Below are 23,440 nucleotides of genomic sequence, written 5' to 3' on the forward strand. Positions count from 1 at the left end.
ACCACGTGACAAGCGGTAGCGGTTTATGCAGGCGCCGCGTGCCCCGTAGCTATGCCCAACCGGCATATCTCAAAGAAAAAAACGGTAGTCGTCCTTGGGGCTGTCTCACCCCATGATGTGGGAAAACAAAAGCAGCATGCCCTGGAGATACCCATGTCATCGCAAGAAGCAGAACAGCACTGGCAAGAGGACGTGTTCCGCGTGCTCAAGGCCCACGACGTCAAACACGTGGTGTTCGTGCCCGATGCCGGCCACTCGGCTGCCATCCGCATGTCCTATGCAGACCCTGATATCAAAGCGGTTGTCCTGACCACAGAAGAAGAAGGCATCGGCTACCTGGCCGGCGCCTGGCTTGGCGGTGAGCGCGGCGCGCTGCTGATGCAGTCCAGCGGCGTGGGCAACTGCATCAACACGCTGGCGTTGCAGAACTGCGCAGGCTTCCCGCTGCTGATGGTGGTGACCATGCGTGGCGACTGGGCAGAGTTCAATGCCTGGCAGAACCCGATGGGCCAGGCCACCGAAGCCTCGCTGCAACTGATGAAGGTGATGACCTGGCGCGCCGACGTGCCGGAAGACGTCGCACCGCTGCTGCATGGCGCAGCCACCATGGCCTTCAACGGTGATTGCGCCACTGCCCTGCTGCTCGGCCAGCGCCTGATCGGAGAAAAGAAATGGGTCAAGTAAGCGCCAACCACACCCTGTGCCGCCGCGAAGTGGTACGCACCCTGCTCGCCGATCGCCAGGACCTGCTGGTGGTGACCGGCCTCGGCTCGGCCTCCTACGACGTGATGGCCGCCGGTGACCATGACGGCAACTACTACCTGTGGGCCGCCATGGGCAGTGCGATCACCGTCGGCCTTGGGCTGGCCAACGCCCAGCCGGGCAAATCGGTGGTGGTCATCACCGGTGACGGCGAGTTGCTGATGGGCTTTGGTGCCCTGGCCACGGTCGCTTTGCAGAAGCCCGCCAACCTCACCATCGTGGTGCTGGACAACGGCCACTTCGGCGAAACCGGCATGCAGGTCAGCCATGCCGGCTTCGGCATCAAGCTTGACCAGGTGGCGCAAACCTGCGGCTTCAGCTGGACCCGTGAAATCCGCGAAATGGAAGGTGTGCATGACCTGCGCGAACGCTTTGCCAGCCGCGAAGGCGTGAAGCTTGCGACCGTCAAGATCAAGGCCGAAAACCCGCCCCGGGTGTTGCCGCCACGCGACGGCCACTACATCAAGAATCGCTTTCGCGCGGCCCTGGGCTTCCAGCCGCTTTGACCCCGTTTGCGGGTGGGGCCGGTTGCCGAACCACGCCAAGGCAGCCGGCCCTGCCCACCCTGGAGAACGTTATGACTGCAACCAACCACGAAGAACTGACGGCCATCCGCGAGGGCGTGCGCGCCCTGTGCGCCGATTTCCCGGCCGAGTACTGGCGCAAGATCGACGAGCAGAAAGGCTTCCCTGAAGCCTTCGTCAAAGCCATGACCGACGCAGGCTGGCTGTCGGCGATGATCCCCGAGCAATTCGGCGGCTCGGGCCTGGGCCTGGCCGAAGCGTCGGTGATTCTGGAAGAAGTGAACGCCTGTGGTGGCAACTCCGGCACCATCCATGGCCAGATGTACAACATGTTCACCCTGCTGCGTAACGGCAGCGAGGAACAGAAAAGCTACTACCTGCCCAAGCTCGCCAGTGGCGAACTGCGCCTGCAGTCGATGGGTGTGACCGAGCCAACCACCGGTACCGACACCACCAAGATCAAGACCACCGCCGTGCGCAAGGGCGACAAGTATGTAATCAACGGGCAGAAGGTGTGGATCTCCCGCGTTCAGCACTCCGACCTGATGATCCTGCTGGCGCGCACCACGCCGCTGGCCGAGGTGAAGAAAAAGTCCGAAGGCATGTCGATCTTCCTGGTCGACCTGCGCGAGGCCATCGGCAACGGCATGACCGTGCAACCGATTGCCAACCTGGTCAACCACGAAACCAACGAACTGTTCTTCGACAACCTCGAAATCCCTGCCAGCAGCCTGATCGGCGAAGAAGGCAAAGGCTTCCGCTACATCCTCGACGGGCTCAATGCCGAACGCACGCTGATTGCCGCCGAGTGCATCGGTGACGGCCGCTGGTTCGTCGAAAAAGCCAGCCAATATGCCCGCGACCGCGTGGTGTTCGGCCGCCCGATCGGCCAGAACCAAGGCGTGCAGTTCCCCATCGCCGAAGCCCACATCGAGATCGAGGCAGCCGACCTGATGCGCTGGCGTGCGTGCGAGGAATACGACAGCGGCCGCAATGCCGGTGCCGCTGCGAACATGGCCAAGTACCTGGCGGCCAAGGCCAGCTGGGAAGCCGCCAACGCCTGCCTGCAAACCCACGGTGGCTTCGGCTTTGCCAACGAATACGACGTCGAGCGCAAATTCCGCGAGACCCGCCTGTACCAGGTGGCGCCGATCTCCACCAACCTGATCCTGTCGTACGTGGCCGAACACCTGCTGGAGCTGCCACGCTCGTTCTGATCCGCAATTCCCCTCGCCCACGGTGAGGGGTGTCTTTGCCAGGAGAGATAATAATCATGAGCCAGCCCACGGCCACCCGCCCACTCGACGGCATCACCGTCATCAGCCTCGAACACGCCATTGCAGCGCCCTTCTGCACGCGCCAATTGGCCGACCTCGGTGCACGCGTGATCAAAGTCGAACGCCCCGGCAGCGGCGACTTCGCGCGCGGCTACGACCAACGGGTCAACGGCCTCGCCTCGCACTTCGTCTGGACCAACCGCTCGAAAGAAAGCCTGGCGCTGGACCTGAAGCAGGACATCGCCGGCGACATCCTCGAGCAATTGCTCGAGCAGGCCGATGTCCTGGTACAGAACCTGGCGCCCGGCGCCGCGGCGCGCCTGGGCTTGAGTTTCGAGGCGCTGCATGCGCGGTTCCCCAGGCTGATCGTGTGCGATATCTCCGGCTACGGCAGCGGCGGGCCTTACCAGCAGAAAAAGGCCTATGACCTGCTGATCCAGAGCGAGGGCGGGTTTCTGTCGGTAACCGGCGGCCCAGGCGATGAGCACATGGCCAAGGCGGGCAACTCCATCGCAGACATCGCTGCGGGCATGTACGCCTACACCGGCATCCTCTCGGCGGTATTGCTGCGTGAGAAGACCGGGGTCGGCAGCCAGGTCGAGGTGTCCATGCTCGAAGCCCTGGTCGAATGGATGAACTATCCGCTGTACTACGCCTACCAAGGCGCCCCGCCGCCACCACGCGCCGGCGCCGCACACGCCACCATTTACCCCTATGGGCCGTTCCCGATCGGCGATGGCAGCACGGTCATGCTCGGGTTGCAGAACGAACGCGAGTGGCAACTGTTTTGCGAGCAGGTATTGCTGCAGCCAGCGCTGGCCAGCGATGACCGCTTCGCCGCCAATTTCAAGCGTGTGGCCAACCGCGATGCCTTGCGTGCACTGATTGTGCAGGCCTTCGCTGCGCTGGACTTCGACACCGTCATCCAGCGCCTGGACCAGGCAAGCATCGCCAACGCCAAGGTCAACGACATGCAAGGCGTGTGGCAGCACCCACAACTGAAGGCGCGCGAGCGCTGGCGGCAGATCGGCACAGCCGCCGGCAGCGTACCCAGCCTGCTACCGCCCGCCACCAGCAATGCCTACAGCCCGCGCATGGACCCGGTGCCCGCCCTGGGCGAACACAGCGAAGCCATCCTGGCCGAACTGGGCCTGCCTGGCCAACGTATCCAACAGCTGCGCGCTTCAGGGGTCATCTGACCCCTCTTTTTCAAAAGAGAACTACTGCTTATGAAAGTGCTGGTCGCTATCAAACGTGTGGTCGATTACAACGTCAAGGTTCGCGTCAAGGCGGACAACTCCGGCGTCGACCTGGCTAACGTCAAGATGTCCATGAACCCCTTCTGCGAAATCGCCGTGGAAGAAGCCGTACGCCTGAAAGAGCAAGGTGTGGTGAGCGAGATCGTGGTCGCCTCCGTGGGCCCGACCACCGCCCAGGAGCAGCTGCGCACGGCCTTGGCACTGGGTGCCGACCGCGCCATCCTGGTCGAAGCCGCCGATGAGCTGAATTCGCTGGCCGTGGCCAAGGCGCTGAAAGCGGTTGTCGATAAAGAGCAGCCGCAGCTGGTCATTCTCGGCAAACAGGCCATCGACAGTGACAACAACCAGACCGGCCAGATGCTGGCCGCGCTGACCGGCTACGCCCAGGGCACCTTTGCCTCCAAGGTCACCGTGGCGGGCGACACGCTGAACGTCACCCGTGAAATCGACGGCGGCCTGCAGACCGTTGCCCTGAACCTGCCGGCTATCGTCACCACCGACCTGCGCCTGAACGAACCGCGCTATGCGTCGCTGCCCAACATCATGAAGGCCAAGAAAAAGCCGCTGGAAACTGTGACTCCAGACGCGCTGGGGGTATCGCTCGCCTCCACCAACAAAACCCTGAAAGTCGAAGCGCCTGCCGCCCGTAGCGCGGGCATCAGGGTCAAGTCAGTGGCTGAGCTGGTCGAGAAACTGAAAAACGAGGCGAAGGTAATCTGATGGAATTAGGGCAGCAGTTGGGATGGGATGCGTACTTTTATAGTATCTTTGCGCGAACCATGGATATGCAGGAGTTTACGGCTGTCGCGTTGAGGGCCTTGCGCGAACTACGGTTTGATTTTTTTGCCTACGGCATGTGCAGCGTGACTCCGTTCATGCGGCCCAGGACTTATATGTATGGCAATTATCCCGAGGACTGGGTGCAGCGATATCAGGCGGCTAACTACGCGGTGATCGATCCCACGGTGAAACACAGCAAAGTATCGTCGTCCCCCATTTTGTGGAGCAATGAGTTGTTCCGTGGGTGCCCGGATCTGTGGTCCGAAGCCAACGACTCGAATTTACGCCACGGCCTGGCACAGCCCTCGTTCAACACCCAGGGGAGGGTTGGGGTGTTAAGCCTGGCGCGCAAGGATAATCCCATCAGTCTTCAGGAATTTGAGGCGTTGAAGGTGGTGACCAAGGCGTTTGCCGCAGCGGTCCACGAGAAGATTTCCGAGCTGGAGAGCGACGTGCGTGTGTTCAATACGGATGTGGAGTTCAGCGGTAGGGAATGTGATGTGCTGCGCTGGACGGCCGACGGCAAGACCTCGGAGGAAATCGGCGTGATCATGGGGGTGTGCACCGATACGGTGAATTACCACCACCGCAACATCCAACGCAAAATCGGCGCCAGTAACCGCGTGCAGGCAGTCTCTTACGCCGTCGCGATGGGCTATATCTGAATGGCTATTTTGCTAGTAGCAGAACACGAAAACCATTCGCTGGCCGCCGCCACGCTCAACACCCTGGCAGCGGCGCAGCAGATCGGCGGTGAAATCGTCGTGCTGGTGGCCGGCCATGATGTGGCAGGGGTGGCGTTCGCCGCTGCCGAGGTTGCCGGCGTCAGCAAAGTGCTGGTCGCCGACCATGCCGCCTACGCGCATCAATTACCGGAAAACCTCGCGCCCCTGGTCGCTAACCTTGGCCGCGACTTCAGTCACGTCCTCGCGCCCGCCACCAGCAACGGCAAAAATACCTTGCCCAGGGTTGCGGCATTGCTGGATGTCGACCAGATCTCCGAGATCATTGCGGTCGAGTCCAGCGACACCTTCAAGCGCCCGATCTATGCCGGTAACGCCATCGCTACCGTGCAATCGAGCGCGCCGGTCAAGGTCATCACGGTGCGCAGCACCGGTTTCGATGCCGTCCCGGCCAGCGGCGGCAGTGCAGTGATCGAAGCACTGGCGGGCGCCACGGATGCACGGCTGTCACGCGTCGTCGACGAGCAACTGGCCACTTCAGAGCGCCCGGAGCTGACCGCTGCCAAGGTTGTGGTGTCCGGCGGCCGTGGCCTGGGCAACGGTGACAACTTCAAGCACCTGTACAGCCTGGCCGACAAGCTCGGCGCGGCGGTCGGTGCTTCGCGCGCGGCGGTGGACGCAGGCTTCGTGCCCAACGACATGCAAGTGGGCCAGACCGGCAAGATCGTTGCGCCGCAGTTGTACATCGCCGTGGGTATTTCCGGCGCCATCCAGCACCTGGCTGGCATGAAAGACTCCAAGGTGATCGTTGCGATCAACAAGGATGAAGAAGCGCCGATCTTCCAGGTAGCGGATTACGGCCTGGTGGGTGATTTGTTCGAACTGGTTCCGGAACTCACCGCTTCCCTTTGAAAGGATAACGATCATGGCTACAGATGCATTGCAGAACTGGGTCGGCCGCAGCGAGACCAGCCACGACCACATCAGCCACAACCTGGTGAAGCGCCTGGCCGCGACGCTCAACGAGCCCACCCCAGCCCCCGGCGACGCCCTGCCCCTGCTGTGGCACTGGGCGTTCTTTCAGGAACCGGTCGGTGAGCCTGGGCTTGGGGCCGACGGCCACCCCGCCCGTGGCGGCTTCCTGCCGCCCGCCGACAACCGCAACCGGATGTGGGCCGGCGGCCGCCTGACGTTCAACCAGCCGCTGCGCGTCGACGCCCAGGTGACGCGCCGCTCGACCATTCTGGATGTGCAGGAAAAGCACGGCCGCACCGGCTCGTTGCTGTTCGTCACAGTGCAGCATGAGTACGTGCAGGACGGCCAGTGCGCACTGGTCGAAGAGCAGGACATCGTCTACCGCGAGCCCACGCCGCCCAAGTTGAGCGGCACCGACCCACTGCCGCAAGGTGAGTGGCAGCAGGCGGTGCAACCGACCCCGACGCTGCTGTTCCGCTATTCGGCCGTGACCTTCAACGGCCACCGTATCCACTACGACTGGCCCTATGTCACCGAAACCGAGGGCTACCCAGGCCTGGTGGTGCATGGCCCCTTGATCGCGACCTTGAACCTGCGCGCGTTCGTCCAGGCCCACCCGCACGCGCAGGTGCGCCGCTTCAGCTTCCGCGGGGTGCGGCCGTTGATCTGCCCCGACGCCTTCGAAGTCGGCGGCCGCCTGCTGGGCGATGGCACGGCGCAGGTCTGGGCTGGCAATGCCGCGGGCCAGGCGCAGGTGGGCGAAGTCGAATTCACGCAAGGGGTACAGGCATGAACCCGGCCACCGTTCGCAGTGCACTGTTCGTTCCCGCCAGCCGCCCGGAGCGCATCCCCAAGGCGTTGGCCAGTGGCGCCGACCGGGTCATCGTCGACCTGGAAGATGCGGTCGAAGAGGCGCTCAAGGAGCAGGCGCGCGATAACCTGGAGCAGTTTCTCAGCGCGCAACCGGGCGCCAGCGTGCTGGTGCGGGTAAACGCACCCGGGCACTGGGCGCATGAAGCGGACCTTGGGCTGTGCCAGCGCCAGCCTGGGGTTGTCGGCATCCTGTTGCCCAAGGCCGAAACCTGCGAGCAGATTGCGCAGGCCCATGCCACCGGCAAGCCGGTATGGCCGATCATCGAAAGTGCCAAAGGCCTTGCTGCCCTGCCCTCGCTGGCCAGCGCGCCAGGGGTTGATCGCCTGTCGTTCGGCAGCCTCGACCTGGGGCTGGACCTGGGCCTGGCCACGGGCAGCGAAGCGGCAGAACAGGTGCTGGGGCATGCCCGTTATGCCGTGCTGCTGCACAGCCGCGTTGCCGGGCTGGCCGCACCGCTGGACGGCGTATACCCCGCCATCCACGACACCGCCGGGCTGCAGCGCCACGTACAGTTCGCCCGCGACATGGGCTTTGGCGGCGCCTTGTGCATCCACCCGAGCCAGGTCGCGATCATTCACGCCGCGCTCAAGCCTGCCGAAGCCGAACTGGACTGGGCGCGGCGTGTGGTCGCCCAGGCCGAAAGCGGCGCCGGCGTGTTTACCCTGGACGGGCAGATGGTCGATGCCCCGGTGATCCCGCGCGCTGCTGCTGCACGCAGATTGACTGACATGCCCACGGTACAGGCACGCCCCACTGTTCTGACGCGCAGCGGCGGCCTGTACCGGGGGCACCCTGGGGAGGCCCCATCGTGGCTGAAGCGTTGAGACAGTGCCCTGCATCCCTGTTGCAGGCGGCAGCACAATTGATGGCGGAGTCCGGCTACGTCGCCATGAGCATGCGCCAGCTGGCCAGCCGGGTCGGGTTGCTGCCCGGCAGCCTCTATCACCACGTCGCCTGCAAACAGGACCTGTTGCTGACCGTGCTGCTCGATGTGGTCGAGCGGCGGATAGACGCCTGGCACAACGGCGCGTACGCCAACGACCTGAACGGGTTCGTCCGCTTCATGCTCAGGCGCCAGCGCAGCCACCCTCACGAATCAATGCTGCTGCGCCACGAGGCACGGCACCTGGACGGCCGGCAGCGCCGTTGGCTGGACCAGGCGCTGGGGCGGTTGAGCCTGCCGCTGATGCACATCATCCAGGCCGCACAACCGCGCCTGCCTGATCCCCAGCGCACCTGCCAGGCGATGCTCACCGTCATCGATGCCGCCGACGGCATGCGCCATGAACCGGGCCATTGCGATGAAACCTGGGTCGAAGCACGCGTGCTGGCGATGTGTCGCGCCCTGCTGCAACCCTGCGCCGTTTAAACCTGTGGTTGCCGTGGCTGGCCTATCCTGTGCTCAGGGGCCTATGGCGCACCTTGCCATGCCGTCGAACAGGTTCACGTCACACAATGTCCGATCACAGCTCCCCCTGGCGTAGCCTGGCTGCCTTCTGCCAAGGCATCCGCGCCGAATTCATTGCCCCGAAACGTTTGCCCCAGCGCCTGCTGGACGAGGCCGAAACCCTGCTCTCGGTGCTGCTGGCCATCGCCATGGCGCATTACCTGGGCGTGGCCAATGTCGGCTGGGCGGCGTTCAGCGGCTACATGGTCATGCGCTCGAGCCTGCACGACAGCGTGTACCGCGGTGGGCTGAGAATCATCGGCACCGCTGCCGGCGCCATGGCCGCTGCGCTGCTGGCAACCCATGCAGGTTTGCCCGGGCATTGGCTGGGGCCGGTGATCGGCCTGGTCGGGGCGGCCACCCTGCTGTGCGCCATCCGCTACGCGCATGGCTATGCCTGGCTGTTCGCCGGGCTGACCTTCGCCATGGTCGCCCTCGCCAGCCTGCAGGCAGACAGCGCCGACGGCGTGCTGTATTTCGCCCGCACGCGGGTCGAGGAAGTCGCCTGCGGCACCCTGGCCTGCTGGTTCGTGGCCATGCTTTCGGGCCGCACAGTAAGGCGCGCCCTGCCCGCTGTCAGTGCGCACGCCAGCCTGGCCAAGGGCGCTGTGCCAGCGCAGATAACCCGCAGCATGCTGGTGCACGTGCTGCAAGCAGGCCTGGCCCTGGCACTGATACCCTTGCTCGGCCACTGGCTGGCGATCGAGGGGCTTAGCCAGGCCGCCATCACCGTCATGGCGGTGATGATGGTGCCGCCGGCGGCGTTGGTGCCGGGCAGCAAAACCGTCACCCTGCGCAATATCCACCGGCTGGTCGGCTGCGCGGCAGGTGCCGCCTGCGCGGGGCTGGCCCTGGCGTTGCTGGGTTCGAACTGGCTCGCCATGACCTTGATAATGTGCCTCGGGGTGCTGCTGGGCCGGCATATCGAAAACAGCAACCGCGCCTTTGCCTATGCCGGCACCCAATTCGCCCTGGTGTACCTGGTGGTGATGGTGCCCGACACCTACACGCATGCCAGCCCGGAACCCGGCTGGATACGCTTGGAAGGTGTGGTTGCAGGGTTTGTCCTGATCGGCGTCGTGCGCCTGGCGAACCTGTTCGTCCGCCAGCGCACGCCGGTCGATCAGCACACACCGTCAGGCGATTGAGGGGGCGCTGGCCCGTAACCGCTCCAGATACACCGGGAATACCTCTGGGTTGACCATGCGTGGCCCGGGCTCGGCGTTCAGTACCTGGAGAATCTGCTGCGCTGCCCAGTGCCCCATCCGCCACCGGGCCTCAGCGGTGACCCCGGCGGTGTGGTAAAGGCCCACAACATTGTTCAACGCAAGCAGCGGGTGATCGAGCGCGGGTGGCTCTTCGTCCCAGACGTCGAGGCCGGCGCCGCCCAGATGGCCACGGGCGAGCGCGCCATGCAGGGCGGCTTCATCGTGCAGCCCACCGCGGGCCGTGTTGATGAAGATGGCGCCTTGGCGCATCCGCGCAAAAGCAGCCGCGTCCATCAGGTTGAGTGTCGCCGGTGTTCTCGGGCAATGCAGCGAAACCACGTGGCTTTGCTGCAGCACCTCATCCAGCGAACACGGCCGAGCTCCTTTGGCAGTGATCTGTCCGGTGTCCAGCAGCGGATCATGGGCGATTACCTGCATCCCCAGTGCCTGCGCAATCCGCGCTACCCGGGTTCCGATTTGCCCCAGGCCGACGATGCCCAGCGTCTTCTCGTACAGTTCTGCCCCCATCAAATCTTCACGGGCAAAGCCCCTTGTCGAGCGCAAGCGCCGGTCCGACTCGCTGATACGCCGGGCGCAATCGAGCATGAGGCCGATGGCCGCCTCCGCCACCGACTGGGCATTGGCGCCAGACTGGTTGACCACCAGCACACCGGCCCGGCTGCACGCGGCAATGTCGACCGTGTCATACCCGGCGCCGTTGGTGGATACGCACAACAGGTTCGGCAACTGGCTCAACAGGGGCGCAGTCACGTGCCAGGCCAGGGGCAGCTCATCACGGGCCGAGGGCACCTGATACACATGGCTGCTGCGCAGTGCCCGCAAGATCACCTCGGGGCGCTCGGCACGGGCCACGGTGGTCAATTCGACCCCTGGCGTCATGGCCAAGGTCTGCGCCATTACCGGGTGGTACCAAACGTCGAAACGCATGACCTTCTTTGAATTCAAATTCATCTGGCCGGCCCCTCAGTGGCTGACGTGGCTAGGCAACGGCTTGCGCCCCAAGAACTTGCGCACGCCGATGTTTTCCTCGACCTTGCCGTCGCCATCCAGGTAGCCGTGCTGGCGCAAGTCGGGCATCAGCAGTGCGGAAACCAAGGTAATGGCGCCGATAGCGGCCACGTACAGGTAGAAGTACTGCTCCACGCCCAGTGAGCGGAAGGTCAGTGCCACGTATTCGGCCGAGCCACCGAACATCGCCGCGCCCACGGCATAAGGCAGGCCTACCCCCAGGGCGCGTACGGTCGGCGGGTAGAAGTCGGCCTTGAGCACGCCCGTCACCGGGGTATAGAACGCGGCGATGAGCAGCCCGCCCACTACCAGCGCGAACGCAGCCAGCGGGCTGTGCACCGACTTGATGGCGGTCAGCAGCGGGATGACCAGGCAGGTCGACAGCACGCCGAAGATGATCATGTTGCGGCGCACGCCAATCTTGTCGGCGAGCAGGCCGAAGACCGGCTGGCAGAGCATGAAGATCACCAGTGCCGCTGCCATGATGATGCTTACCGTCGGCGCAGGCATGCCGACGCTGACTACCAGAAACTTCTGCATGTAGGCCGTGAAGGTGTAGAAGTACAACGAGCAACCGATGGTGATGGTGAAGGTCAGCAACACGGCGCGCCTGTGTTGCAGCAACGCCTTGATCGAGCCGGCCTCCTTGCGCTTCATGTCTTGCTCGGTGGCCGTCTCACGCATGGTCCGGCGCAGGTACACCACCACGATAGAGGCCAATGCACCGATCAGGAACGGCACGCGCCAGCCCCAGGCCTTGAGGTCCTGTTCGGCAAGCACCAGCTGCAGCACGGCCACGGTGAGCAAGGCCAGCAGTTGCCCGGCAATGATGGTCATGTACTGGAAGGAGCCATAGAACGAACGCCGCCCTGCCCTGGACACCTCGCTGATGTAGGTGGCCCCGGTGCCATACTCGGCGCCGACCGACAGCCCCTGCATCAGCCGCGCCACCACCAGCAACACCGGTGCGGCGACGCCGATGGATGCGTAAGTGGGCATGATCGCGATCATCAGCGAGCCGCCGCACATCATGAACACCGAGATGATCATGGAAACCTTGCGCCCGCGGGTATCGGCGATGTAGCCAAAGATCCAGCCGCCCAGCGGGCGCATGAAAAAGCCCACCGCAAAGATGCCCGCCGTGGCCAGCAGCTGGCTGGTCTGGTCACCTGCCGGGAAGAACAGCGAAGCGAAGTAGATCGAGGTGTAGGCGTAGATGAAGAAGTCGTACCACTCCACCAGGTTGCCGGAACACACGCCGACGATGGCGGTGGTGCGCTCTTTGCGCGTCAACGGACGGGCCGTGCCCATGTCTGCATTCATGTTAGTACCCTTGTTGTTATTGTTTTACCGACTCGGCTACAGCTTTGCACAGCGCCGTTTTCGCGGAAGGCCTGCCGGGCGTCTATCAGTTATGCCTGCCCGGCATGGCTAAGTTGCCATGACGCCGATGACACTTCAGCCGCCATGCCGGGCCTGGAAATCCGCGATCCGGCGCCACATTTCGATGGGGTTGGAATACATCGGGAAGTGCCCACACTCAGGGACGCTGGCCAGTTCCACGCCCTTGGCCCGGATATCTGCCAGGTAGGACAGGTGGCTGTTCTGCTCGCCGTACATGAACAGGCGCGGGCACGGCAGGCCGAGAAACCGGGCCATCAGCGCGCCTTGGTCGGACAGCCGCACCATCGAGGTGAAAATGCCCCTTACCGCCTCGGCCCGCACCTTGTACGGCAGGCTGGCAGCGTACAGCGCACTGGCCGGGTCGCTGCTGTGGCGGGTGCGCTCGATGAAGGCATCGAAGAATGCCCCGGGTTGCTCAGCTGGGTAATCGAAGATCTGGCGGCTGAGGAAGCAATCCTCCGGGGCGATGTTGCCTTCGATGTCGACGAAGCTGATCACGCGCTCGGGGCAGTGGTCGGCGAGCAGCAGCGCTGTCAGGCCGCCCATCGAGTGCCCCACCAGGTGAAAGCGCTCGACGGCAAAGTGGTCGAGTACCTTGAGCGCGGTCGCCAGCAACAGCGCAACGTCGATCCGCGACAGGTCGCTGCAACGGCTTTCACCGCACCCCGGCGCGTCATACGCAATGAACCCACGGCCAGCGAACGCTGGCTGTCGCGTCAGGCCGGCGTAATCTTCCTTGGTCGAGCCGAAACCATGCAGAAACAGGATCGGCGCGCCCTGCCCTTGGCGATACGCAGTGGCTAGCTCAAGGTTGACCCCTTCGATCGTCAAAGGCAGCACGCACTGGCGATAAGATTGCGAGTCGGGCACGGGTGAGCTCCTGTTGGGTTGGGGCGCTCACTCTCGACGGTCATCGGCCATCTGTAAATTCCTCATCGACAATCTTTTCCATACGCCAAACCTATCGACTGCCCGCCCCCAACTGCGCCACCAACGCCTCCACCAACGGGTTGCCCCGTGCGGTATTCCAGGCATAGGTGGTGGTCACCACGCTGACCTTCTGCGACAGCGGCCGCATCACCACATTGGCCGGCGCCAGCTTTTTCATGGCAGCGGGCACCAGGGCAATACCCTGCCCGCAACTGACGAAGGCGATTTGCGAAGCCACCGAGCGCACCTCGTGCAGTACCCGGGGCGAATAACCATGCGCACGGCAGGTCGCGATCAGGTTGTCGAAGTACAGCGGGCTGACCTTGCGGGCGAACATCACCAACGGCTCACTGGCCAGGCTCGCCAGGTCGATGCGGCTGCGCTTGGCGAGGGGGTGCTCGGTCGGCAAGGCGACCATCAGCCGCTCTTCAGTCAACGGGCGCCACTCCAGGCCTTTGCCCAGGTCGCCATCGAGCCGGGCGAACGCCAGGTCGATATCGCCTGCCTCCAGCGCGGGTACCGCCTCGACGCTGTCGATTTCACGCACCGACACCGTCACCTGCGGATGATCGTGCTTGAACCGCTCGATCACCCCGGGCAGTACATCGAACATGGCCGACGAGATGGCGCCGATGGTCAGCATGCCCTGGTGCCCCGCCACCGCCTCCTCCACCGCCAACTCCAGCCGTTCGAGCTGGTCGGCGAATTTGCGCACTGCGGGCAGAATGGCCGCGCCTACCGGGGTCAGGCTCGCGCCGCGCCGGGAGCGCTCGAACAGCTTGACCTTGAGCGCCTGCTCGAGAATCTGGATCTGCTCGGTCAACGGTGGCTGGGTCATGCCCAGGCGCTTGGCTGCGCGGCCGAAATTGCGTTCCTCGGCCACCGCAAGAAACAGCCAGAGGTGGCGGATGAGGCGGAAATTGATCATGGCGGTTCCATAGGTTGGGCATATGTCAAGCATCCTTGATAAGGAATATACCTATCATATGCGCTGTCGGACACTCAGGCCTCCTTCACCACAGAGGTTCACCCATGAGCCAAGACAGCGTGCTCGACCGCCTGGCCGCACTGGACACCAATACCGTGTCCGACGCCCTGGACTTTCTCGGGCTGCCCGGCGCCACCTTCGGCCTGCGCCCGTTGTGGCCATGCCCCAAGGTGGTCGGCCGCGCCAGCACCGTGCAGCTGGCGGCCAAGGCCGACAGCGCACCCACCGTGCACTTGATCACCCCGGTGGTCGAGGCCATCACCACGGCTGACCGTGTGCTGGTCATTGCCGGCGGGCTGGAAGGCGTTTCCTGCTGGGGCGACATCCTGGCCAATGCGGCCCGCGCAAAAAACGTGCGCGGCAGCATCATCGATGGCTGCAGCCGCGACATCGACGGCAGCGCCGCGATCGGCTACCCGCTGTATGGCCGCGGCGTGACCATGATCAGCGCGCGTAACCGCGTGATTCAGGTAGCTGCCGCCTGCCCCGTGCAGGTGGCCGGGGTAGCGGTCGCGCAGGATGACTACGTGATCGCCGACACCTGCGGCACCGTCTTCATCGCCCAGGCGCAGATCGCCAAGGTGCTGGACCTGGCCGAGCGCATCGATCGCCGCCAGGCTGGCATGGTCGACGCCGTACGCGCCGGCCGCTCGGTGGCTGAGGTGATGCACGACAGCCAGTTCGAAGCCATCAACACGGAGCAGCCTTGATGAGCGACCTCGATAAAGACCTGGTGGCGCTGTTCGCAGGCCTGGACACGCCCGGTGTTTCGGACGCACTGGACAAGCTGGGCCTGCCCGGCCAGTGCCTGGGCGTGATGCCACTGGCCAACTACGACACAGTGCTGGTCGGCCCGGCCTACACCGTGCAATACGTGTCGGCCAGCACCCCGCCAGGCACCGTTGGCGACTTCATCGACGATGTCGCCCCGGGCGATGTGGTGGTGATCGACAACCAGGGCCGTACCGACTGCACGGTGTGGGGCGACATCATGACCCAGTACGCCGGGCAACAGGGTATTGCCGCGACGGTGATCGACGGTGTGTGCCGTGATGTAACCAAGGCCCTGGGCGACGGCTACCCGATTTTCAGCAAGGGCCGCTTCATGCGCACCGGCAAAGACCGCGTGCAGGTGCAGGCGATCAACCAGCCGGTGTCGATCGGCACTGCCCGCGTCTGCGCCCGCGACATCATCGTCGCCGACGCCAATGGCGTGGTGGTGGTGCCGCGTGAGCGCGCCCGCGAAGTTGCCGCAACCGCCCGCCGTATCGAAGCGGTGGAGGCGCAGATCCGTACGCAGATCAGCCAGGGCAGATCGCTCAGGCAAGCGCGTGAAGCCCTGGGTTACCACACACTGCAGAGTAAAGCCTGATGAGCATGAACCATTCCGACCTGCCATTTCCCGCCGACTTCGCCGAGCGTGCCCGCCTGCTGGGCACGTCCACCCTGTTCGAGGCCTCGCACCTGCCCTGTGCGGTAGACAGCGACATCCGCCCGGTATGGGCAGGCGCCTTCATCGCCGGCCCGGCGTACCCGCTGCAGTGCTCGCCAGGTGACAACCTCGCGCTGCACCTGGCCCTGGAGCGCGTCCCACGCGGCAGCGTGCTGGTGGTCGGCACCGGCAACTTCATCGCCGGTTACTGGGGCGAGGTGCTCACCGTTGCCGCCGAAGCCGCCGGTGTCATTGGCCTGGTGATCGATGGCGGTGTGCGCGATATTGCCGCGCTGCGGCGTCGCGGCTTCCCGGTGTTCGCCCGCGCCATCTCGGTCAAGGGCACGGTCAAGGCCAGCCTGGGCTCGCTGGGCCAACCGTTCAATTTCGCCGGCGCAGCGGTTGCCCAGGGCGACCTGGTGGTGGCCGACGACGATGGGGTGGTCATCGTGCCCAAAGCCGATGCCGCGCGCACCCTCGCCGAGGGCCAGGCGCGTGCTGACAAGGAGGCGTTGATGATGCACGCCATCGAACAAGGCACGACCACGCTGGAGCTCATGCAGCTGACCCAGTGGCGAGAAGCGCAATGACCGGCAATGGCAACCTTCAGCGCCTGAACACGCGCCTGGCCAGCGCCCGCCCCTCCGCCACCTACGCGATCATCGACCGCGTCGCCCAGCGCCGCGCCGAAGGGGCGAAGATCATCTCCCTGTGCGCGGGCGAGCCGGACTTCGACACCCCCGCGCCGATCCGTGAGGCGGCCAGGCAGGCCATCGACCAAGGGCATACCCGCTACACCCAAGTGGCCGGCAGCCGTGCCTTGCGCGAAGCGGTGGCGGCAAAATTCCGTGAGGAGAACGGCTTGCCGGTAGAGTGGCAGGACACCCTGGTGTGCAGCGGCGGCAAGCAGGTGATCTACAACGCCCTGGCAGCCACCCTCAATGAGGGTGACGAGGTGATCGTGCCGGCGCCTTTCTGGGTCAGCTACCCGGAGATGGTCCAGCTCTGCGGTGCGCGCAGCGTGATCGTAACCTGCGATGCCCGCAGCGGCTTCAAGCTCACGGCCCAGGCGCTTGTCGAGGCGATCACCCCGCGCACCCGCTGGCTGATCCTCAACTCGCCAAGCAACCCGACCGGCGCTGTGTACAGCCGTGAAGCGCTACAGGCACTGGCAGAGGTGTTGCTGGCGAACCCCGATGTGCTGGTGCTGGCCGACGACATTTATGAGCACCTGATCTTCGATAATCAGCGCTTTCACACCTTGGCCCAGGTAGAGCCGCGCCTTGCCGGCCGTACCCTGACCATGAACGGGGTATCCAAGGCCTATGCCATGACGGGGTGGCGCATCGGCTTCGCGACCGGCCCGCGCTGGCTGCTGGCAGCCATGGAAAAACTACAGGGGCAACAGACCTCCGGCGCCTGTTCGGTTTCACAGCAAGCGGCGCTGGCTGCACTGCAAGGCCCCAAGGATTTCCTTCACACTTCGCGCGCAGTATTTCAGCGGCGGCGCAACCTGATGGTCGAGGCCCTCGGCGCAACCCCCGGCCTGCACTGCGAACCACCGGCCGGTGCGTTCTATGCGTTTGCCAATTGTGCCGGGCTGATCGGCAAGACCTCACCCGGCGGCCGCTACCTGGCCAGCGATGAGGATGTGGCCCTGGCGCTGCTCGACGAAGCCGATGTGGCGGTGGTTCATGGCAGTGCCTTCGGGCTCGGCCCGTACCTGCGCATTGCCTACGCGCTGGACGATGATTCGCTGGCCAGCGCCTGTGCAGCCATCGCCCAGTTCTGCCGGGCCGTCATGCCCCAGGCCTGAGGTAACCTCACCCGGCCGTTGCCTGCGCCGTGCACTGCGCGCTGTGCAGGCAATTGGTCAGGTGCAGGCGCATCGCCGCACGCGCCACCTCGGCGTCGCCCCGCTCCAGCGCGGCGCAGATCTGCTCGCGCTCACGTGCCTGGCGCATGCGTTGTTGCGGGTCGACGGTGGGTTGAACGCCTTCGATTTGGGTGTTGCCGACATGCGTCATGGCATCGATGAAGAAGCTGTTGCCAGTGCACAGGGCGATTTGCAGGTGGAACTCGAATTCGATGCGGTTGCTGTCCTTGTGCAACGGCCCCACGGCGTTGGCCTGATCCAGCGCTTTGCGCAGGGCAAGCAACTGGCTGGGCGTAGCACGTTGCGCCGCCAGCGCGGCACCCTCCACTTCCAGGCTCAGGCGCAGCTCGATGCGGGCCACGGCGTCGTGGGCGGTGCCCTTCTCGCCTTGACCGTCCTGAAAATCACCCGGCCGGGTGGTGTCCACCACGAAGGTACCAATGCCACGGCGCGTCTCTACCAGGCCCTCTGCCTGCAGCCGCGACATGGCTTCGCGCACCACGGTACGGCTGACGCCGCGGGCTTCGGTGAACGCTTGTTCAGTGGGCAGCTTGCTGCCGGCAGGCAGCTCGCCAGCCAGAATCCTGCGCGACAGGTCGAGCACCAGTTGCTGGGCCAGGCTGAGGCGTCGGTCGGGGGTGTCGCGCTCCATTCACTTGATCCATTCAAACAAAACGATGCGCGATTATACCCGCAGGCTTGCGCATGAAAGCACTATAATGCCCGCTGATCACACTAGAGCAAGACGATGTCCAACGTTACCTCTACTGCCCCAATCAAACCTCGCCGCCTCGCCGAAGCGCTGGTCGAGCGCTTTGCCCAGCGCATCCGCGAAGGCACCCTCAAGCGCGGTGACAAACTCCCCACCGAAGCGCAGATCATGGCCGCCGAAAGCGTCAGCCGGGCCGTGGTGCGCGAAGCCATGTCGCGGATGCAGGCAGCGGGCCTGGTCGAGACCCAGCACGGTGTCGGCACCTTCGTGCTCGACATGCCGGCACCCGAAGGCTTCAACGTCGGGCCGGCGACCATCGCCCTGCTGTCCGATGTCCTCGACCTGCTGGATTTTCGTATCAGCCTGGAAGTGCAGGCCGCGGGTATGGCTGCCGAACGCGCCACACCGCAGGCCCTGGCAGAGCTTGAGCAAGCCCTGCAGGAGCTGCTGCAAGGCCCGGAAAAGTCCGGCAGCACCATCAATGCCGACTTTCAGTTCCACCTGAAAATCGCCAAGGCCGCTGCCAACCCCTACCTGATCGACATCATGAAGCACCTGGGCACCAAGCTGATCCCGCGCACCCGGATGAACTCCGCCTACACGGGGCAAAGCAACCGCAGCACCTACCTGGCGGGGATCAACGCCGAACATCAGCAGATCTATGACGCGATCGCCAGCCGCCAGGTCGATGCAGCGCGCGCGGCGATGTTCCTGCATTTGAGCAACAGCCGCATGCGCCTGCGCGAGGCGCAGCAGCGTCAAGCCTTCTACAGCGAATAACGCCTACTTGGCTTGGGGTGCCGGCACCACATTGTGGAACGCCAGGCCGGTACTGCCGCTCACCTGCCAGGGGTTGCTGGCGTTGGTGTCAGAGAACTGCACCGCGTCGAACCGCGAATCCTTCAGGCCATCGATCCGCGCCACGGCCGGCCCGCTGAACCGCACACGCTCGAACGCCAGGTGGTGGTGAAAAGCCCCGTGCTGGCTGTCGCCCTTGACCTCGATGGCAGCCAGCTGGGCGTTTTCTACCGTCACGTCGCTGACCTGCACGTCTCGGAACTGCCCGGCGATGGTCGACTTTTCGTAATCCAGTATGGCGTTGGGGTCGTTGTAATCGAGGGTAAAGATGAACGCCTGTTTAACCGTGTTGCGCAGCGCCGAATCGCGGAAAATCACGTTGCGCGCCCCGCCGCCCATGAAGTTGGTGCTTTTCATGCGCAGGCCGGCATCGGTGCCATCGGACACATTGTCCTCGGCCAGGATGTTCTGGATCCATGCACCGGTGTGGCTGCCCGCAACGACCATGCCGTGGCCTTTGGCGAAGTAGTTGTTGAAGATCCAGGCGTCTTGCTGGGGCTTCTGCTTCACGGCCTGGGCGCCGGTACCGGCGGCGAAGTTGACGCAGTCATCGCCGGTGTCGAAGAAATTGTTGAACACCAGCGCGCCGCGGCTGTTGGCGAATTCGATGCCGTCCCCGTTGTTGGCGTCGTAGGTCTTGTGCGTGGTGTTGGCCAGCACCACGTTTTCGGTTTCCAGGTTCATGATGCCGTGGTACGCCGGGTTGAGCACGGTGAAGCCACCGTAGAAGACATTCTTCACCTCGCGCAGGGTAATCAGTGAAGAACGCATCTGGCCGTAGGCGTCCTTGACGTTCATGCCTTCGGCCACCGCGCGCTCGACCTGGGCCTTGGCCAGCACGCCGTCGTGCATGTACCGCGTGTTGTCGCTGGCCCGGTAGACCGGCAAGGCCTGGCCATGTTCATCGATCAGGTCCGGGTTACGCTTCCAGCCATTGCCGTCAATTGTGCCCTTGCCGACGATGCGGATGTTCTCGAATGCCTGGTGTTTGCGCGGGTCACGCGGCAAGGCGTTGATCAGCGAAGCCGGGCGCACGGTGGTCGAGTACGGGTACTGGATGTAGCCATCGCGGGGGTAATCCTCGGCACGCCCTGACCCCAGCAGGGTCGCGTCTTCGCCGATCTCCAGGGTCATGTTGCTCTTGAGGTAGAGCGCGCCGCTGTTGTAGATGCCCTTGGGCAGCAGCACTTTGCAACCGGGCGTGCAGGCATCGATGGCGCGTTGAATAGCGGCGGTGTCGAGGGTATGACCGTCGCCCTTGGCGCCGAACCTGCGCACATCGAACAGCGCCGGCACGGCGGTGGTGCGCTGCACGACTACCGGGCTATCGGCTGACTCCTTGCCGTCACGGCCAACCGAACGCACGGTGAAGCGGTATTCGTTGTCGGGCTTGAGGCCCAGTGCAGTGAAGCTGTGGATGGCGATGCGGTGGTGAAAGTTGCGCGTGTCCTGCTGGTAGAAGCGGTCGATGTGCGGCTTGGCTGGGGATACCTGGCCATTGTTGGCATTGCTGGACCCGAGCAACTGGCCGTTGGCGTAGACGTGGTAATCGATGATGTCGGCGTGGTGGGCAGGCTTTTCCCAGACCAGGATGATCTGTTGGTCGTCGTAGGCCAACGTCGGGACCAGGACTTTGCTGGGGGCTTCGAGTGCCCACAGCGGAAGGCAAATGCTCATGGTCAGGGTGGCCAGCAGTGTTCTGTGCATGTCTTTCTCTTCCTTGTTTTAACCAGAGCCGGGCCGCTTTGCGGCCCATTCGCCGGCAAGCCGGCTCCCACAGTGAGCGTGCCAGCCCTGAGCGACACGGTCCCTGTAGGAGCTGGCTTGCCGGCGATGGGCTGCAAAGCAGCCCCAAGTTCACTCAGGCCGAAGCAGCCTGAGCACTGAAATCGCGGCTGGCCTGCACCAGCATGCGGGTGTACGCGTGGCTGGCCAGGTCCTGGCTGAGCGCCTGGCTGTCCAGGCGTTCGACGATCCGCCCCTGCTGCATCACCGCAACCTTGTCGCACAGGTGGCTGACCACGCCCAGGTCGTGGGTCACCATCAGGTAGGTCAGCTTCTCGCGCTGGCGCAGGTCCGCCAGCAGGTTGAGAATTTCTGCCTGCACCGATACGTCAAGGGCCGAAGTCGGCTCGTCGAGCAACAACACCCGTGGCTGCAGTATCAGCGCCCGGGCAATCGCCACGCGCTGGCGCTGGCCGCCAGACAACTGGTGCGGGTAGCGGTAGCGGAAACTGTCGTTGAGGCCGACCTTTACCAGAATGTCGTTTATCCGGTCGTCGCGCTCGCCCATGCCATGGATGGTCAGCGGCTCGCGCAAAGCGGTGTCGATGGTGTGCCGCGGGTGCAACGAGCCATACGGGTCCTGGAAGACCATCTGCACCTTGCGAAAGTGCTCCTTGGGCGGCTTGTGCTGCAGCGCCACGCCGGCAATGCTCAGCGCCCCGCTCCAGTGCCGGTACTGCCCGGCCAGGCAACGCAGCACGGTGGTCTTGCCGGACCCTGACTCCCCCACCAGGCCGAACGATTCGCCGTCTTCAACCGTCAGGTCGACATCGTGCAACACCTGGTTGAGCGCAGGGCCAACGCCGAAACTCAGGTTCAGCGCGTGTGCTTGGATCATGGACATCGTCAGTTACCTCAGCAGGTGAGCCAGAGCGGGTCGCGTTGCAACACCGGCAAGCGCGGGCGGCGGTTGTCCATGCTTGGCAAGGCTGCCAGCAGGCCACGGGTATACGGGTGTTCGGCGTACTGCAGGTCGCAGGCGGCAAGCGACTCGACCACGCGCCCGGCGTACATCACCAGCACCCGGTCGCAGTAGTTGCGCACCAGGTTGAGGTCGTGGCTGACAAAAATCAGCCCCATCTGCTGCTCGACCACCAGCTCTTCGAGCACGTTGAGCACCTGCTGGCGCACCGACACGTCGAGCGCCGAGGTCGGTTCGTCGGCGATGATCACCTCCGGGTTGGTGATCACCATCATGGCGATCATGATGCGCTGGCCCATGCCGCCGCTGACTTCATGCGGGTACAGGTTGTAGACGCGCTTCGGGTCGCGGATATGCACCTTTTCCAACATCAGCAGTACCCGCTCGCGGGCCTCACTGCGGCTGGCCTTGTGGTGCGCAAGGTAGGCCTCGGCGATCTGCTCGCCGACCTTGACCACCGGGTTGAGCGAGTACTTGGGGTCTTGCATGATCATCGAAATCCGTTGGCCGCGGATCTTCTGCATGGCCTTTTCGCTGGCGCTGAGCAAATCGACATCACCGAACTCCAGGGCCTTGGCGGTGATCTGCGTGCTGGCCGGGTGCAACTTGAGCAGGCTGCGCCCGACCGTGGACTTGCCCGAGCCCGACTCACCCACGATGGCAAGTTTCTCGCGGCCCAGGGTGAACGACACATCGCGCACCGCGTGCATTTCTTTCTTGCCATTGACGAAGCGCACGTTGAGCGAATCGACATTGAGTTTGAGCGTCGACATGTAACCTCCAGTTATTCGCTACGTGGATCGAGAATGTCCCGCAGGCCATCGCCCAGCAGGTTGAACGCCAGGCTCACCAGCATGATGGCCGCACCCGGCACGGCGACCAGCCACCAGCATTCGAGCATGTAGCGCCGGCCGGTGGAGATCATCGCGCCCCATTCCGGCAGCGGCGCCTGCGCGCCCAGGCCGAGAAAGCCCAAGGCCGCGGCGGTGAGGATGATGCCGGCCATGTTCATCGTCAGGCGGATGATCACCGACGACAGGCACATCGGCACGATGTGGCGCAGGATGATCCGTGTCGACGAGGCGCCCTGCAGCTCGACCGCCACGACGAAGTCGGCCTTGCGCAGCGACAGCGTTTCGGCCCGCGCCAGGCGTGCGATCGGTGGCCATGAAGTCAGTGCAATGGCCACTACCGCATGCTCGAGGCCAGGGCCCAGTGCGGCGATGAACGCCAGCGCCAGGACCAGGCTGGGGAACGAGATGAAGATGTCGGTGATGCGCATGAACACGCTGTCGACAAGGCCACCGTAGTAGCCGGACACCGTGCCGATGAACAACCCGATCGGGCCGACGATGACGGTCACCAGGGTAATGATGTAGAGGGTGATGCGTGAGCCATGGACCAGCCGGCTGAAGATGTCGCGGCCGTATTCATCGGTGCCGAACCAATGCGCGGCACCGGGTGCCTGCAAGGCGTTGGCAAGGTTTTGCACGACCGGGTCGTGGGTGGCGATCCACGGCGCAAAGGCGGCTACCACCACCAGCAGCAAGGCCACCAGCAGGCCGGCCAGGGTCATGGGGTTGCGCAACAGGTGGCGCAGCACCCGTAGGCTGCTTTTGTACAGTGCATCGACGCTTGAAGCAGGCGACCGGTCGGCCTGCGGCTTGGCGCTTGAACCGGTAGAAGAAATGTTGGCAATCATCGGCATGCTCTCG

25 protein-coding genes are annotated in these 23,440 nt (G+C 64.3%); 16 read left to right on the plus strand and 9 right to left on the minus strand.

The window, feature by feature from the left end; all coding sequences use genetic code 11:
* The first annotated feature begins 153 nt into the window (after nt 1-153).
* The 11 genes from ACNQPL_RS11065 to ACNQPL_RS11115 all read left to right on the plus strand — a co-directional run bounded on the left by ACNQPL_RS11065 (nt 154) and on the right by ACNQPL_RS11115 (nt 9,729).
* Nucleotides 154-684: a thiamine pyrophosphate-binding protein gene (locus ACNQPL_RS11065; protein WP_346613402.1), complete on the plus strand. Its 531-nt coding sequence runs from the start codon at nt 154-156 to the stop codon at nt 682-684.
* Entirely contained in the window at nt 672-1,268 is a 597-nt protein-coding gene (locus ACNQPL_RS11070; RefSeq protein ID WP_416466721.1) for a thiamine pyrophosphate-dependent enzyme, read from the plus strand. Before ACNQPL_RS11065 ends, ACNQPL_RS11070 begins: the two co-directional genes overlap by 13 nt.
* 71 nt (nt 1,269-1,339) lie before the next feature.
* Nucleotides 1,340-2,503 carry an acyl-CoA dehydrogenase family protein gene (locus ACNQPL_RS11075; protein WP_346613404.1) on the plus strand — a complete coding sequence of 388 codons (1,164 nt, stop codon included), beginning with the start codon at nt 1,340-1,342 and terminating at the stop codon, nt 2,501-2,503.
* 56 nt (nt 2,504-2,559) lie between these two features.
* Nucleotides 2,560-3,762 carry a CaiB/BaiF CoA transferase family protein gene (locus tag ACNQPL_RS11080; RefSeq protein ID WP_416466722.1) on the plus strand — a complete coding sequence of 401 codons (1,203 nt, stop codon included), beginning with the start codon at nt 2,560-2,562 and terminating at the stop codon, nt 3,760-3,762.
* Nucleotides 3,763-3,792: 30 nt separating this feature from the next.
* A complete protein-coding gene (locus ACNQPL_RS11085) occupies nt 3,793-4,542 on the plus strand; it encodes an electron transfer flavoprotein subunit beta/FixA family protein (RefSeq protein WP_346613406.1) in 750 nt (249 codons plus the stop codon).
* Complete coding sequence (locus ACNQPL_RS11090) at nt 4,542-5,267, plus strand: autoinducer binding domain-containing protein (protein WP_009045585.1); 726 nt, start codon at nt 4,542-4,544, stop codon at nt 5,265-5,267. The genes ACNQPL_RS11085 and ACNQPL_RS11090 overlap by 1 nt, the downstream gene beginning before the upstream one ends.
* Complete coding sequence (locus ACNQPL_RS11095; protein ID WP_416466724.1) at nt 5,268-6,197, plus strand: electron transfer flavoprotein subunit alpha/FixB family protein; 930 nt, start codon at nt 5,268-5,270, stop codon at nt 6,195-6,197.
* Nucleotides 6,198-6,210: 13 nt separating this feature from the next.
* Nucleotides 6,211-7,053 (plus strand): FAS1-like dehydratase domain-containing protein, encoded by an 843-nt coding sequence (locus ACNQPL_RS11100; RefSeq protein WP_346613408.1) that lies wholly within the window; start codon nt 6,211-6,213, stop codon nt 7,051-7,053.
* Complete coding sequence (locus ACNQPL_RS11105; RefSeq protein ID WP_416466725.1) at nt 7,050-7,958, plus strand: HpcH/HpaI aldolase/citrate lyase family protein; 909 nt, start codon at nt 7,050-7,052, stop codon at nt 7,956-7,958. The genes ACNQPL_RS11100 and ACNQPL_RS11105 overlap by 4 nt, the downstream gene beginning before the upstream one ends.
* On the plus strand, nt 7,943-8,503 hold the full coding sequence (locus ACNQPL_RS11110) for a TetR/AcrR family transcriptional regulator (RefSeq protein WP_416466726.1): 561 nt from the start codon (nt 7,943-7,945) through the stop codon (nt 8,501-8,503). Before ACNQPL_RS11105 ends, ACNQPL_RS11110 begins: the two co-directional genes overlap by 16 nt.
* A gap of 86 nt (nt 8,504-8,589) precedes the next feature.
* Nucleotides 8,590-9,729 (plus strand): FUSC family protein, encoded by a 1,140-nt coding sequence (locus tag ACNQPL_RS11115; RefSeq protein WP_416466728.1) that lies wholly within the window; start codon nt 8,590-8,592, stop codon nt 9,727-9,729.
* Here the strand turns inward: ACNQPL_RS11115 and ACNQPL_RS11120 are convergent.
* The 4 genes from ACNQPL_RS11120 to ACNQPL_RS11135 form a co-directional block, all read right to left on the minus strand.
* Complete coding sequence (locus tag ACNQPL_RS11120; protein WP_416466729.1) at nt 9,718-10,737, minus strand: hydroxyacid dehydrogenase; 1,020 nt, start codon at nt 10,735-10,737, stop codon at nt 9,718-9,720. The two genes, ACNQPL_RS11115 and ACNQPL_RS11120, sit on opposite strands and share 12 nt — an antisense overlap.
* 36 nt (nt 10,738-10,773) lie before the next feature.
* A complete protein-coding gene (locus tag ACNQPL_RS11125) occupies nt 10,774-12,129 on the minus strand; it encodes an MFS family transporter (protein ID WP_416466780.1) in 1,356 nt (451 codons plus the stop codon).
* Between the two features lie 147 nt (nt 12,130-12,276).
* Complete coding sequence (locus ACNQPL_RS11130) at nt 12,277-13,092, minus strand: alpha/beta fold hydrolase (RefSeq protein WP_416466730.1); 816 nt, start codon at nt 13,090-13,092, stop codon at nt 12,277-12,279.
* A 91-nt stretch (nt 13,093-13,183) separates the two neighbouring features.
* Entirely contained in the window at nt 13,184-14,080 is an 897-nt protein-coding gene (locus ACNQPL_RS11135) for a LysR family transcriptional regulator (protein WP_401076210.1), read from the minus strand.
* Nucleotides 14,081-14,184: 104 nt separating this feature from the next.
* On the opposite strand from ACNQPL_RS11135, the gene ACNQPL_RS11140 reads away from it, so the two are divergent.
* From ACNQPL_RS11140 to ACNQPL_RS11155, 4 genes are read left to right on the plus strand one after another with little or no spacing between them, the layout of a single operon-like run.
* The gene (locus tag ACNQPL_RS11140) at nt 14,185-14,850 is read left to right on the plus strand and encodes an RraA family protein (RefSeq protein WP_416466732.1); all 666 of its coding nucleotides are present in this window, start codon (nt 14,185-14,187) and stop codon (nt 14,848-14,850) included.
* Nucleotides 14,850-15,512, plus strand: coding sequence for an RraA family protein (locus ACNQPL_RS11145; protein ID WP_346613416.1), 663 nt, complete (start codon nt 14,850-14,852; stop codon nt 15,510-15,512). The genes ACNQPL_RS11140 and ACNQPL_RS11145 overlap by 1 nt, the downstream gene beginning before the upstream one ends.
* Nucleotides 15,512-16,162, plus strand: coding sequence for a dimethylmenaquinone methyltransferase (locus ACNQPL_RS11150; RefSeq protein WP_346613417.1), 651 nt, complete (start codon nt 15,512-15,514; stop codon nt 16,160-16,162). The genes ACNQPL_RS11145 and ACNQPL_RS11150 overlap by 1 nt, the downstream gene beginning before the upstream one ends.
* The gene (locus tag ACNQPL_RS11155; protein ID WP_346613418.1) at nt 16,159-17,388 is read left to right on the plus strand and encodes a pyridoxal phosphate-dependent aminotransferase; all 1,230 of its coding nucleotides are present in this window, start codon (nt 16,159-16,161) and stop codon (nt 17,386-17,388) included. Before ACNQPL_RS11150 ends, ACNQPL_RS11155 begins: the two co-directional genes overlap by 4 nt.
* 7 nt (nt 17,389-17,395) lie before the next feature.
* Here the strand turns inward: ACNQPL_RS11155 and ACNQPL_RS11160 are convergent, their stop codons facing one another.
* Nucleotides 17,396-18,100, minus strand: coding sequence for a FadR/GntR family transcriptional regulator (locus ACNQPL_RS11160; RefSeq protein WP_346613419.1), 705 nt, complete (start codon nt 18,098-18,100; stop codon nt 17,396-17,398).
* A 96-nt stretch (nt 18,101-18,196) separates the two neighbouring features.
* Between ACNQPL_RS11160 and ACNQPL_RS11165 the strand changes: the two genes are divergently transcribed.
* The gene (locus ACNQPL_RS11165) at nt 18,197-18,940 is read left to right on the plus strand and encodes a FadR/GntR family transcriptional regulator (protein ID WP_346613420.1); all 744 of its coding nucleotides are present in this window, start codon (nt 18,197-18,199) and stop codon (nt 18,938-18,940) included.
* A gap of 3 nt (nt 18,941-18,943) precedes the next feature.
* Here ACNQPL_RS11165 and ACNQPL_RS11170 read toward each other — a convergent pair whose 3' ends face one another.
* The 4 genes from ACNQPL_RS11170 to ACNQPL_RS11185 form a co-directional block, all read right to left on the minus strand.
* On the minus strand, nt 18,944-20,725 hold the full coding sequence (locus ACNQPL_RS11170) for a glycosyl hydrolase family 28 protein (protein WP_416466733.1): 1,782 nt from the start codon (nt 20,723-20,725) through the stop codon (nt 18,944-18,946).
* Nucleotides 20,726-20,879: 154 nt separating this feature from the next.
* A complete protein-coding gene (locus ACNQPL_RS11175; protein ID WP_346613422.1) occupies nt 20,880-21,647 on the minus strand; it encodes an ABC transporter ATP-binding protein in 768 nt (255 codons plus the stop codon).
* Between the two features lie 11 nt (nt 21,648-21,658).
* Complete coding sequence (locus tag ACNQPL_RS11180; RefSeq protein WP_346613423.1) at nt 21,659-22,498, minus strand: ABC transporter ATP-binding protein; 840 nt, start codon at nt 22,496-22,498, stop codon at nt 21,659-21,661.
* An 11-nt stretch (nt 22,499-22,509) separates the two neighbouring features.
* Nucleotides 22,510-23,427: an ABC transporter permease gene (locus tag ACNQPL_RS11185; protein WP_346613424.1), complete on the minus strand. Its 918-nt coding sequence runs from the start codon at nt 23,425-23,427 to the stop codon at nt 22,510-22,512.
* Nucleotides 23,428-23,440: the final 13 nt, after the last annotated feature.

The organism is Pseudomonas sp. LFS044, assembly GCF_047978245.1.
Taxonomy (GTDB): domain Bacteria; phylum Pseudomonadota; class Gammaproteobacteria; order Pseudomonadales; family Pseudomonadaceae; genus Aquipseudomonas.